Here is a 12,225-nt window from a genome sequence, read left to right as displayed (position 1 = left end):
CAGTTCTGTTGGTGTTCTTTGTTTGATTGTGATCGTTGACGAAGCTGTTGGCTTGTGGTTTGTTATGTTCGGTTCTGTTGGGTGGGTGATGAGGAGCCCCGGACGTGAAGAAGACCTCGACCCGTCTCGCCGACGGTCGTGAGCTCGTCTACTACGACGTACGCGACGACGCCGTGCGCGACGCCGTCGACCGGCGCCCGCTCGCGCCCGTCGCCACCACATCGGAGGTGCGCGCGGACCCCCTGCTTGGCGACTCCGTGGCCATCGCCTCGCACCGCCAGGGGCGCATCTACCACCCGCCGGCCGACGAGTGCCCCCTGTGTCCGTCCGTCGGGGACCGGCTCAGCGAGGTTCCGGACGCGTCGTACGACGTCGTGGTCTTCGAGAACCGCTTTCCCTCGCTCGCGGGCGACGCGGGCCGCTGCGAGGTCGTCTGCTTCACCTCCGACCACACCGCGTCCTTCGCGGACCTCACCCCCGAGCAGGCCGCGCTCGTCCTGGAGGCCTGGACCGACCGGACCGCCGAGCTCTCCCACCTGCCCTCCGTCGAGCAGGTGTTCTGCTTCGAGAACCGCGGCGCCGAGATCGGCGTGACCCTCGGCCATCCGCACGGGCAGATCTACGCGTACCCCTTCATCACCCCGCGCACGAACCTGATGCTGCGCTCGCTCGCCGCGTTCAAGGAGTCGTCCGGCGGCCTCAACCTCTTCGACGACATCGTCGCCAGGGAGGGCAAGGGGGAGCGGGTCGTCCTGGAGGGCGAGCACTGGATCGCCTTCGTGCCGTACGCCGCGCACTGGCCCTACGAGGTACACCTCTACCCCAAGCGCCGGGTGCCCGACCTGCTCGCGCTCGACGAGGCGGCACGCACAGAGTTCCCACAGATCTATCTGGAACTCTTGAGGCGCTTCGACCGGATCTTCGGCGAGGCGGAGAACCCCACCCCCTACATCTCCGCCTGGCATCAGGCGCCGTTCGGGACGCTGGAAGGACATGAGGGGATCAACCGGGACGACTTCGCCCTCCATCTCGAACTTTTCACGATTCGCCGCACTTCGGGCAAGCTGAAGTTCCTCGCGGGTTCCGAATCCGGTATGAGCGTGTTCATCAACGACGTGCCGCCGGAAGCCGCGGCCGAGCGACTGCGAGAGGTAGCGAGTTCATGAGCGGTAAGTACCTGGTCACCGGTGGTGCGGGCTACGTCGGAAGTGTGGTGGCCCAGCATCTGATCGAGGCCGGGCACGAGGTGACCGTCCTCGACAACCTCTCGACCGGCTTCCGCGAAGGCGTCCCCGCCGGCGCCTCGTTCATCGAGGGCGACATCCGCGATGCCGCCAAGTGGCTGGACTCCTCCTACGACGCGGTGCTCCACTTCGCCGCCTTCTCGCAGGTCGGCGAGTCCGTCGTGAAGCCCGAGAAGTACTGGGACAACAACGTCGGCGGCACCATGGCGCTGCTCGCCGCCATGCGCGACGCCGACGTGCGCAGGCTCGTCTTCTCCTCGACGGCCGCGACGTACGGCGAGCCCGTGAACACCCCCATCACGGAGGCCGACCCCACCGCCCCCACCTCGCCCTACGGCGCCTCCAAGCTCGCCGTCGACCACATGATCACCGGCGAGGCGGCCGCGCACGGCCTGGCCGCCGTCTCGCTGCGCTACTTCAACGTCGCGGGCGCGTACGGCACGCTTTCGAATGTCATGATCGGCGAGCGCCACGACCCCGAGTCGCACCTCATCCCGCTCGTCCTCCAGGTCGCGCTGGGCAGGCGCGAGGCGATCAGCGTCTTCGGCGACGACTACCCGACCCCCGACGGGACCTGCGTCCGCGACTACATCCACGTCGCCGACCTCGCCGAGGCCCACCTCCTCGCCGTCGCGGCCGCCACCCCCGGCGAACACCTCATCTGCAACCTCGGCAACGGCAACGGCTTCTCCGTGCGCGAGGTCATCGAGACCGTCCGCGAGGTCACCGGGCACCCGATCCCCGAGGTCATGGCCCCGCGACGCGGCGGCGACCCGGCGGTCCTCGTCGCGTCCGCGGCCACCGCGCGGGAGCGGCTCGGCTGGAATCCGTCCCGCGCGGACCTCGCGGGCATCGTCGCCGACGCCTGGGCCTTCGCCCAGCGCTGACCGGGATCAAGGGGTAGCTGATGGACGTAGCGGGGAAGTTCGCCGAGCTGTACGGGTACGAGCCGGAGGGCGTCTGGTCGGCGCCGGGACGGGTCAACCTCATCGGCGAGTACACGGACTTCAACGAGGGCTTCGTGTTGCCGCTCGCGCTGCCGCACACCGCGGTGGCGGCGGTGGCGCGCCGTACCGACGGTGTCCTGCGGCTCCACTCCGCGGACATCGACGCCCCCGTCGCCGAACTCCGCGTCGACGAGCTCGAACCCCTGTCGAAGTACGGGCAGGGCGGCTGGGCCGCCTACCCGGCCGGAGTGGTGTGGGCGCTGCGGGACGCGGGCCACGAGGTCTCCGGCGGCGCCGACATCCATCTCGCCTCCAACGTGCCGACCGGGGCGGGCCTGTCGTCGTCGGCCGCCCTGGAGGTCGTCACGGCGTTCGCCATGAACGACCTGTACGGACTCGGCCTCGACCGGCCGCGCCTCGCCGTCCTCGCCCAGCGCGCCGAGAACGCCTTCGTCGGCGTGCCGTGCGGCGTGATGGACCAGATGGCATCCGCGTGCGCCACGGAGGGCCACGCCCTGCACCTGGACTGCCGGGACCTGGCGATACGGCAGGTCCCCTTCGACCTCGCCGCGCACGGCCTGCGGCTGCTCGTCGTCGACACCCGCGTCAAGCACGAGCTGGGCGACGGGGCGTACGCGGAACGGCGTGCGGGGTGCGAGGAGGGCGCGCGCACCCTCGGCGTCTCCCACCTGCGCGACATCGCCTACGGCGAACTCCCTTCCGCCCTCGCCGAGTTGACGCACGACAAAATCCGTCGCTACGTACGCCACATCGTCGCGGACAACCACCGCGTCGAGCGCGTCATACGCCTCCTCGACTCCGGCGACGTCCGCGCGACCGGCCCCGTCCTCACCGAAGGCCACGCCTCGCTCCGCGACGACCTGCGCATCTCCTGTCCCGAACTGGACCTGGTCGTGACCTCCGCGAACGCGGCGGGCGCACTCGGCGCCCGGATGACCGGCGGCGGCTTCGGCGGCTCGGCGGTCGTCCTGGTGGAGGCGGCGGACGAGGACACGGTGACGAAGTCGGTCCTGGAGGCCTTCGCGGCGGCGGGCTTCACCGCGCCGCGCGTGTTCCCGGCGGAGGCGTCGGCGGGGGCGCGGCGGGAGGTCTGAGGACCGGGAAAAAGTTTCCGGGAAAAGTGTCGCGGACCGGTCACACTCCTGTGGCCGGTTCCGTCAGGGCAGTGCAACGCAGTGCACGGCTACACAGCAGTGCACAGGCACCGCCTGATGAGGAGCCCCGACATGTCCACGAGCTACACGGTCGTCACGCTGGTCGCCGCCGCGATGGTGGCCTTCTCCGCCACATCGGTCTTCCTGCGCGCCGCGTGGGTGGTGAAGCCCATCGCCGACTACGGCATTCCCATGGCATGGCTGCCCTGGCTCGGCACCGCGAAGGCGGCGGGCGCGGTGGGCCTGGTCGCGGGCCTGTTCGTGCCCGTCGTCGGGGTCGTGGCGGGCGTCGCCCTGGTGCTGTACTTCGCCGGGGCCGTCGTCACCGTGGTGCGGGCGCGCTGGTACACGCACGTCCCGTACCCGCTGATGTACGCGGCGCCGGTGATCGGCGCGCTGGCGCTGGGCCTCGCGGCCTGAGGCAGGCGCCCCGCCCTGCTCAGCCGAGCCGCTTGGTGAGCGTGAACTCCTTGACGCCCTCGGGGTAGTCGGGGATCACGCTCACCAGCTCGTATCCCTGGTTCCGGTAGAAGCCCGGTGCCTGGAAGTCCCATGTCTCCACACGGGAGTTGACGCACCCGCGGTCCTCACGGGCCACCCGCTCCGCCTCGGCGAGCAGGCGGGAACCGAGCCCCGTCCCGCGGTGCCGGTCGTCGACCCAGAGATGGTTCACGTGCAGCCAGCGCGCCCACGTGTGCGCGGCGAGGCCGGCCGCGAGGCCGCCATGCCCGTCCAACGCCCATAAGGCCAACGGGACTTCCTGGTCCTCGCGCGTCCCGCGCAGGGCTCTGAGCTCCGGTGACGCCGCCGTGTTCGTCTCGCTCAGCCGCGAGCGAAGCAGACCGAGCCGCTCCTTGTCGACTCCCGTCTCAATACGAAACATAAGGCTCACCATAAACGCGCTGGCCAACCAGTTCTGCAAATCACCTTCCGCTCCTGGCGTCCGGCCCTACTCTGAAGGGCAGTGCCGGTGGGGGCCGGCACTGATCAGGGGGCGAGACAGTCGGGTACGGCGCCCGGCGTGGGGGTTGCGGTGACAGCACGGCGGCGGCCGTGCGGCCGCGTCGGCCTCCGCTCCGTGTGCCGTACCCGCACCAGGCGTTCTCCGATGATGGGGTATCCCCCGCTTCCGGCAGGGAGCGTGGGGAAGGGGGTTTCTGTGGTTCGCATTCGAGTCCTGGTCGTCGACGACCACCGCATCTTCGCCGAGTCCTTGGCCGCCGCGCTCGCGGCCGAGCCGGACGTCGACGTGTCCGCGGCAGGCAGCGGTCCCGCCGCGCTGCGCTGCCTGGAGCGGGCGGTCACCGAAGGCCGCAGATACGACGTGCTGCTCGTCGACGCCGACCTCGGCAGCACCGCGAGCGCGCTGCAGGCCGCCCGCCCCGCCGTGCCCGTGCAGGACGGCAACGCCGACGGGCTCGTCGACGGCATATCCCTGGTGGCGGGCGTCCGTTCGGGCCAGCCCGCCGTGCGTACCGTCGTGCTCGCCGAGAAGGACGACCCGCGCCGCGCGGCCCTCGCCCTCCAGGCGGGCGCGTCGGGCTGGGTCGCCAAGGACTGCTCGCTCTCCCGTCTCCTGACGGTCATACGCGGCGTGCTCCGGGACGAGACGCACCTGCCGCCCGCCCTGCTCACCGGCGTCCTGCGTGAGCTGACCGCGGCCCGCAAGCACCGCACCGAGTCCGAGCGGCTCGTGGAGTCGCTGACGCCGCGCGAGCGGGAGGTGCTGCGCTGCATGGTGGCGGGGCTCGGCCGCAAGGCGGTCGCCGAGCGGCTCTTCCTCTCCCCGCACACGGTGCGGACGCACATGCAGAACGTGCTGGGGAAGCTGGGCGTGCACTCCACCCTCGCCGCCGTGGCGCTCGCCCGGCGCGCGGGTGTGGGTCCTGCCGACCTAGCCGGGGACGTTGTCGAACGGGGCGGTCAACTGGCGTAGCAGCGCGGCCAGTTCGCCGCGCTGGGCGCGGGAGAGCTCCGCGAGGATGGCCCGCTCCTGTTCGAGCAGTCCGGCGAGGGCCTGGTCCGCGCGGTCCCTGCCCTCGGGGGTGAGGCGTACGAGGACGCCGCGCCGGTCGCTGGGGTCCGGCAGGCGCTCGACGAGGCCCTTCTTCGCGAGGCGGTCGATGCGGTTCGTCATGGTGCCCGAGGTCACCAGGGTCTGGGTGAGCAGCTGCCCGGGGGAGAGCTGGTAGGGCGCGCCCGCGCGCCGCAGCGACGTCAGGACGTCGAACTCCCACGGCTCCAGGTTGTGCTCCGAGAAGGCGAGCCTGCGGGCCCGGTCCAGATGCCGCGCGAGCCTGCTCACGCGGCTGAGTACCTCGAGTGGTTCCACGTCGAGGTCAGGGCGCTCCCGGCGCCACGCTGCAACCAGCCGATCGACCTCGTCCTCCATGACGATCAGTGTAGGGGGTCTGTCGACATGAAGTCTCTTGACGTCAAGATACCTCGGGTTCAGGATGAGTCGAGAACCCCGTAACCCGAGGAGTAACCCGAGGAGCTCCCCATGCAGCCCGCCGCCGCCACCTGGGACCCCCACCAGTACCTGCGCCACGCCGACCACCGCTCCCGCCCCTTCGCCGACCTGCTCGCCCGCGTCCCCGAACTCCCCGCGTCCGGCCGCCCGCCCCGCATCGCGGACCTCGGCTGCGGCCCCGGCAACGTCACCCGGCTCCTCACGGAGCGCTGGCCCACGGCGCACGTCACGGGCTACGACAGCTCCCCGGCGATGCTGGCCGAGGCGGACGGGCTGGCGGGTCCGACGGAGGGTGGCGGCCGCCTGGACTTCGAGCGGGCGGACGCGACGTCCTGGACGCCGCCTCCCGGCACGTACGACCTCCTCCTGTCCAACGCGGCCCTGCAATGGGTGCCGGACCACGCTGCCTCCTTCCCTGCGTGGATCGAGGCGCTGACGCCCGGCGGTACGTTCGCCTTCCAGGTACCGGGCAACTTCGACGCCCCGAGCCACGTCCTGATGCGCGATCTCGCCGCGTCACCCCGCTGGCGCGACCGCCTGGGCGACGTCCTGCGCCACGCGGACGCGGTGCTCTCGCCGGGGGCGTACCTGGCACGGCTCGCGGACCTCGGCTGCGAGGTCGACGCGTGGGAGACGACGTACCAGCACCTCCTCGCGGGCGAGGACCCCGTCCTCGACTGGGTGAGGGGCACGGGCCTGCGCCCGGTCCTGACGGCCCTGGAGGGTGACGAGGCGGCGACGGAGAAGTTCCTGGAGGAGTACCGATCGCTCCTCCGCGAGGCCTACCCGCGCACGCCTCACGGCACGGTGTTCCCGTTCCGCAGGGTGTTCGCGGTGGCCCGTCGTACTTTCGGGTGAGCAGGCAGGCTCTCAGCTCTTGCGGTGGCCTATCAGGCGGGGCTTCGGTTCCAGGCCGTCCAGGCCGTGCCATGCCAGATTGACCAGGTGCGCGGCAACCTCCGCCTTCTTCGGCTTGCGCGCGTCCAGCCACCACTGCCCCGTCAGCGCGACCATGCCGACCAGCGCCTGCGCGTACAGCGGAGCCAGTTTCTGGTCGAAGCCGCGGCCCTTGAACTCCTGGCCGAGGATGTCCTCGACCTGCGTCGCGATGTCGGAGATGAGGGACGCGAAGGTGCCCGTGGACTGCGCCACCGGCGAGTCGCGGACCAGGATGCGGAAGCCGTCCGTGTACGTCTCGATGTAGTCGAGCAGGGCGAACGCGGCCTGCTCGAGGAGTTCGCGCGGGTGCCCCGCGGTGAGCGCGCTGGTCACCATGTCCAGGAGCTGCCGCATCTCGCGGTCCACCACGACCGCGTACAGCCCCTCCTTGCCGCCGAAGTGCTCGTACACGACCGGCTTGGAGACCCCCGCCTTCGCGGCGATCTCCTCCACGGACGTGCCCTCGAAGCCCTTGGCGGCGAACAGGGTGCGACCGATGTCCAGCAGCTGTTCCCGCCGCTCGGCACCCGTCATGCGGGTCCGGCGCGTACGCCGGGCCTGCTTCTCTTTGCCGGCAGGGACGGAATTGCTGGAGTCGATCGCCACGTCGTCCATCATGCCGCGTCGGAGGCGGCAACCCCGCGCCGGGACTCGGCCGCGCCCTCCGGCTTGCGGCGCGCGTCGATGCGCGACTTCGACGGCCACCGCACGTCGTACGCCCAGCCCAGCTGCTCGCACCAGCGGATGATCCGCGCCGACGAGTCGACCTGGCCCCGCATCACCCCGTGCCGCGCCGACGTCGGGTCGGCGTGGTGCAGGTTGTGCCAGGACTCGCCGCAGGACAGCACCGCGAGCCACCACACGTTGCCCGAACGGTCACGGGACTTGAAGGGGCGCTTGCCCACCGCGTGGCAGATCGAGTTGATCGACCACGTGACGTGGTGCAGGAGTGCCACGCGGACCAATGACCCCCAGAAGAACGCCGTGAACGCGCCCCACCACGACATGGTGACCAGGCCGCCGACCACCGGCGGGATCGCGAGGGAGATGATCGTCCAGAGCAGGAACTGCCGCGAGATCAGGCGGATCGCCGGGTCCTTGACCAGGTCCGGCGCGTACTTCTCCTGCGACGTCTGCTCCTCGTCGAACATCCATCCGATGTGCGCCCACCACAGGCCCTTCATCAGGGCCGGAACCGTCTCGCCGAAGCGCCACGGGGAGTGCGGGTCGCCCTCCGCGTCCGAGAACTTGTGGTGCTTGCGGTGGTCCGCCACCCAGCGGACGAGGGGCCCCTCGACCGCCATGGAGCCCGCGACGGCCAGCGCGATGCGCAGCGGCCGCTTCGCCTTGAACGAGCCGTGGGTGAAGTAGCGGTGGAAGCCGATGGTGATGCCGTGGCACCCCAGGTAGTACATGAAGACGAGCAGGCCGAGGTCCAGCCAGCTGACACCCCAGCCCCAGACCAGCGGCACCGCCGCGACCAGGGCGAGGAAGGGGACGGTGATGAAGAGCAGCAGGGCCAGCTGTTCGAGCGAGCGTTTCTGCTCGCCGCCCAGCGTCGCCGAGGGCGGCGCGGCGGAGGTGGTCGTGGCGGTGGCGGCGGCGGAGCTCGCGTCCGTCCGTGGAGCGTCGTCGATCACATCGGCCTCGGAGTACGCATCGGAGGTTGTCGGCATGGGCACGTCCCCTGTGGGGTCGAGGGTCGGGGTGGGAGCGGTGCACGGGCACGGTTCCCGCAGCGGCTGCAATACCGCGTTTCCTACGGTTCCGTAACCTACGGCGACGTAAGTATGGCAGTGCGGAGCCTCGCGGCAAGGGTCGCGAGCTCTGTGCCCGATGTGACACCTATCCTTGGAGACGGTCGGACAGCGCGGTCCGCTCTGTATCTCCCCCGGTATCCCACCGGGGACCCCTCTCAGTCTTGAAGCGCTTCAACACTGCAAGGAGCCGCACCTGTGAGCAGTGCCGACGACCAGAGCCAGCGGGCCACCAGCACCGCAAGCACCGCCAGCACCGAGCTGCGCGCCGACATCCGCCGCCTCGGCGACCTGCTGGGCGAGACCCTCGTACGCCAGGAGGGCCCCGAGCTCCTCGAACTGGTCGAGAAGGTCCGCCGCCTGACGCGCGAGGACGGCGAGGCCGCCGCCACCCTCCTCGGCGGTACGGAACTGGAGACCGCGGCCAAGCTGGTCCGTGCCTTCTCCACGTACTTCCACCTGGCGAACGTGACCGAGCAGGTCCACCGCGGGCGCGAGCTGCGCGCCAGGCGTGCCGCCGAGGGCGGACTGCTCTCGCGCACCGCGGACCGGCTCAAGGACGCCGACCCGGACCACCTGCGCCAGACGGTGCAGAACCTCAACGTGCGCCCCGTCTTCACCGCGCACCCCACCGAGGCAGCCCGCCGCTCCGTGCTCAACAAGCTCCGCCGCGTCGCCGAGCTCCTGGAGACGCCGGTCATCGAGTCCGACCGGCGCCGCCACGACGTCCGCCTCGCCGAGAACATCGACCTGGTGTGGCAGACCGACGAGCTCCGCGTGGTGCGCCCCGAGCCCGCCGACGAGGCCCGCAACGCCATCTACTACCTCGACGAGCTGCACGCCGGCGCCGTCGGCGACGTCCTGGAGGACCTCACCGCGGAGCTGGAGCGCGTCGGCGTCGAGCTGCCCGAGGGCACCCGCCCGCTCAGCTTCGGCACCTGGATCGGCGGCGACCGCGACGGCAACCCGAACGTGACGCCCGCCGTCACCTGGGACGTCCTGATCCTCCAGCACGAGCACGGCATCAACGACGCGCTCGACATGATCGACGAGCTGCGCGGCTTCCTCTCCAACTCGATCCGCTACACCGGAGCGACCGAGGAGCTGAAGGAGTCCCTCCAGTGCGACCTGGAGCGGCTGCCCGAGATCAGCCCCCGCTACAAGCGCCTCAACTCCGAGGAGCCCTACCGCCTCAAGGCCACCTGCATCCGGCAGAAGCTGGAGAACACCAAGCAGCGCCTGGCCAAGGGCATCCCGCACGAGGAGGGCCGCGACTACCTCGGCACCGCCGAGCTCCTGCACGACCTGACGCTCATCCAGACGTCGCTGCGCGCGCACAAGGGCGCCCTCTTCGCCGACGGCCGGATGAACCGCACCATCCGCACGCTGGCGGCCTTCGGTCTCCAGCTGGCCACGATGGACGTACGCGAACACGCGGACGCCCACCACCACGCGCTCGGCCAGCTCTTCGACCGGCTCGGCGAGGAGTCCTGGCGGTACGCGGACATGCCGCGCGAGTACCGGCAGAAGCTGCTCGCCAAGGAGCTGCGCTCCCGCCGCCCGCTCGCGCCGTCCCCGGCGCCGCTGGACGCCGCGGGCGAGAAGACCCTCGGCGTCTTCCACACGGTCAAGAAGGCCCTGGAGGTCTTCGGGCCCGAGGTCATCGAGTCGTACATCATCTCGATGTGCCAGGGCGCGGACGACGTGTTCGCCGCGGCGGTCCTCGCGCGCGAGGCGGGCCTCATCGACCTGCACGCGGGATGGGCGAAGATCGGCATCGTGCCGCTCCTGGAGACCACCGACGAGCTGCGCGCCGCTGACGTCATCCTCGACGAGATGCTCGCCGACCCGTCGTACCGCCGCCTGGTCGCCCTGCGCGGCGACGTCCAGGAGGTCATGCTCGGCTACTCGGACTCCTCCAAGTTCGGCGGCATCACCACGTCCCAGTGGGAGATCCACCGCGCCCAGCGCCGCCTGCGCGACGTCGCACACCGCTACGGCGTGCGGCTCCGCCTCTTCCACGGCCGCGGTGGCACCGTCGGCCGCGGCGGCGGCCCCTCGCACGACGCGATCCTCGCGCAGCCGTGGGGCACGCTGGAGGGCGAGATCAAGGTGACCGAGCAGGGCGAGGTCATCTCCGACAAGTACCTGGTCCCCTCGCTGGCCCGCGAGAACCTCGAACTGACCGTCGCGGCGACGCTGCAGGCCTCCGCCCTGCACACCGCGCCGCGCCAGTCCGACGAGGCTCTCGCCCGCTGGGACGCCGCGATGGACGTCGTCTCGGACGCCGCGCACTCCGCGTACCGCAAGCTGGTCGAGGACCCGGACCTGCCGACGTACTTCCTCGCGTCGACACCGGTCGACCAGCTCGCCGACCTGCACCTCGGCTCCCGGCCCTCCCGCCGCCCCGGCTCGGGCGTCTCGCTCGACGGCCTGCGCGCCATCCCGTGGGTCTTCGGCTGGACCCAGTCCCGGCAGATCGTGCCCGGCTGGTTCGGAGTGGGTTCGGGCCTCAAGGCGCTGCGCGAGGCGGGCCTGGACACGGTCCTCGACGAGATGCACGAGCACTGGCACTTCTTCCGCAACTTCGTCTCCAACGTCGAGATGACGCTGGCGAAGACGGACCTGCGGATCGCCAGGCACTACGTGGACACGCTCGTGCCGGACGAGCTCAAGCACGTCTTCACGATGATCGAGGAAGAGCACGAGCTGACCGTCCGCGAGGTCCTGCGCATCACCGGCGGCGACGAGCTCCTCGGCTCCCACCCGGCGCTCCAGCAGACCTTCGCGATCCGCGACGCGTATCTGGACCCGATCTCGTACCTCCAGGTGGCCCTGCTCAAGCGCCAGCGAGACGCGGCAGAGGCAGGCACCGACCCGGACCCGCTCCTGGCCCGCGCTCTGCTCCTCACGGTGAACGGCGTGGCAGCGGGTCTCCGCAACACCGGCTGATCACCTTCTCCAACCGCCGACGGCCCGCCCGAGCACTGGTTCGGGTGGGCCGTTCGGCATCTCGCGACCTCGGGCGCGTCCGCGCCGTCATACTGGACGCGGGAGGACTCATGACCGAGCAGGCGATCTACCGGCACTTGCGTGAGCTGCGGGACCATTTCACGCCGCCCCCCGGATTCGGCTGGCCCGAGATCAGCGATGGGCAGCTCGTGATGATGATGAATCCGCGGCCGCGACACCAGGTGGTCGCCAAACAGCTCACCCGGCAGCTGGACCCCCAGCTTCCCGAAGGCTTCTTTGCCTACGAGTCGACGGACACGGACGACGTGGCGCTCGGCAAGCTCCGCATTCCCGACATCCTCGTGACCAGCGAAGACGCGATGCTCACCGACGATCCGCTCGACCCGCGAGCCATCGTCCTGGCCGTCGAGATCGTCTCCCCGTCGAACCCGAACAACGACTATCAGCACAAGGCCGACGACTACCCCGCCATGGGCATCCCGCACTATCTGATCGTCGATCCCCGCGACGGCACCTGGACCTATCAGTGGGACGTCGACAGCAGCGAAGGCCGCCCGGGCTACGGAAACCGCCTGTCCAAGCAGCCGTACGGCAAGCCCGTCACCGTCGCCACCGACCTGGGCACCTGGACGATCGAGACCGGTGGCCTGCCCCGCTACAGCGCGAAGGACATGATGCAGGAGCCGCGGCGGGACTTCCGGCACAGGACCTAAAGGG

Annotated in this window: 12 protein-coding genes; 8 read left to right on the top strand and 4 right to left on the bottom strand. The window is 70.7% G+C overall.

Features of this window, described 5'->3' with window-relative positions; translation table 11 throughout:
- Positions 1 to 104 precede the first annotated feature (104 nt).
- The 4 genes from galT (at position 105) to NOO62_RS16790 (ending at position 3,786) form a co-directional block, all read left to right on the top strand.
- Positions 105 to 1,166: a galactose-1-phosphate uridylyltransferase gene (gene galT / locus NOO62_RS16805; RefSeq protein ID WP_268771695.1), complete on the top strand. Its 1,062-nt coding sequence runs from the start codon at positions 105 to 107 to the stop codon at positions 1,164 to 1,166.
- Positions 1,163 to 2,131: a UDP-glucose 4-epimerase GalE gene (gene galE, locus NOO62_RS16800; protein WP_268771694.1), complete on the top strand. Its 969-nt coding sequence runs from the start codon at positions 1,163 to 1,165 to the stop codon at positions 2,129 to 2,131. The genes galT and galE overlap by 4 nt, the downstream gene beginning before the upstream one ends.
- Before the next feature lie 20 nt (positions 2,132 to 2,151).
- Complete coding sequence (gene galK, locus NOO62_RS16795) at positions 2,152 to 3,306, top strand: galactokinase (RefSeq protein ID WP_268771693.1); 1,155 nt, start codon at positions 2,152 to 2,154, stop codon at positions 3,304 to 3,306.
- A gap of 132 nt (positions 3,307 to 3,438) precedes the next feature.
- Positions 3,439 to 3,786 (top strand): DoxX family protein, encoded by a 348-nt coding sequence (locus NOO62_RS16790; RefSeq protein ID WP_268771692.1) that lies wholly within the window; start codon positions 3,439 to 3,441, stop codon positions 3,784 to 3,786.
- Between the two features lie 19 nt (positions 3,787 to 3,805).
- On the opposite strand, the gene NOO62_RS16785 is transcribed toward NOO62_RS16790, so the two are convergent.
- Entirely contained in the window at positions 3,806 to 4,261 is a 456-nt protein-coding gene (locus NOO62_RS16785) for a GNAT family N-acetyltransferase (protein ID WP_268771691.1), read from the bottom strand.
- 264 nt (positions 4,262 to 4,525) lie between these two features.
- Here NOO62_RS16785 and NOO62_RS16780 point away from each other — a divergent pair, with 264 nt between their 5' ends.
- Positions 4,526 to 5,302 carry a LuxR C-terminal-related transcriptional regulator gene (locus tag NOO62_RS16780; RefSeq protein WP_268771690.1) on the top strand — a complete coding sequence of 259 codons (777 nt, stop codon included), beginning with the start codon at positions 4,526 to 4,528 and terminating at the stop codon, positions 5,300 to 5,302.
- On the opposite strand, the gene tamR is transcribed toward NOO62_RS16780, so the two are convergent.
- On the bottom strand, positions 5,261 to 5,758 hold the full coding sequence (tamR, locus tag NOO62_RS16775) for a MarR family transcriptional regulator TamR (protein ID WP_268771689.1): 498 nt from the start codon (positions 5,756 to 5,758) through the stop codon (positions 5,261 to 5,263). The two genes, NOO62_RS16780 and tamR, sit on opposite strands and share 42 nt — an antisense overlap.
- A gap of 111 nt (positions 5,759 to 5,869) precedes the next feature.
- Between tamR and NOO62_RS16770 the strand changes: the two genes are divergently transcribed.
- Positions 5,870 to 6,697, top strand: a complete 828-nt coding sequence (locus NOO62_RS16770; protein WP_268771688.1) for a trans-aconitate 2-methyltransferase — start codon at positions 5,870 to 5,872, stop codon at positions 6,695 to 6,697.
- 12 nt (positions 6,698 to 6,709) lie between these two features.
- On the opposite strand, the gene NOO62_RS16765 is transcribed toward NOO62_RS16770, so the two are convergent.
- Together NOO62_RS16765 and NOO62_RS16760 are read right to left on the bottom strand one after the other, a co-directional pair.
- Positions 6,710 to 7,393 (bottom strand): TetR/AcrR family transcriptional regulator, encoded by a 684-nt coding sequence (locus tag NOO62_RS16765; RefSeq protein ID WP_268775652.1) that lies wholly within the window; start codon positions 7,391 to 7,393, stop codon positions 6,710 to 6,712.
- On the bottom strand, positions 7,393 to 8,454 hold the full coding sequence (locus NOO62_RS16760) for an acyl-CoA desaturase (protein ID WP_268771687.1): 1,062 nt from the start codon (positions 8,452 to 8,454) through the stop codon (positions 7,393 to 7,395). The genes NOO62_RS16765 and NOO62_RS16760 overlap by 1 nt, the downstream gene beginning before the upstream one ends.
- Positions 8,455 to 8,733: 279 nt before the next feature.
- Between NOO62_RS16760 and ppc the strand changes: the two genes are divergently transcribed.
- Both ppc and NOO62_RS16750 read left to right on the top strand, forming a co-directional pair.
- Complete coding sequence (ppc, locus tag NOO62_RS16755; RefSeq protein ID WP_268771686.1) at positions 8,734 to 11,487, top strand: phosphoenolpyruvate carboxylase; 2,754 nt, start codon at positions 8,734 to 8,736, stop codon at positions 11,485 to 11,487.
- Between the two features lie 110 nt (positions 11,488 to 11,597).
- Complete coding sequence (locus tag NOO62_RS16750; protein WP_268771685.1) at positions 11,598 to 12,221, top strand: Uma2 family endonuclease; 624 nt, start codon at positions 11,598 to 11,600, stop codon at positions 12,219 to 12,221.
- Positions 12,222 to 12,225 lie beyond the last annotated feature (4 nt).

The organism is Streptomyces sp. Je 1-369, assembly GCF_026810505.1.
GTDB lineage: Bacteria > Actinomycetota > Actinomycetes > Streptomycetales > Streptomycetaceae > Streptomyces.
The sequence above is the reverse complement of the archived record's forward strand: the minus strand, read 5'-3'. Positions and strand labels throughout refer to the sequence as shown.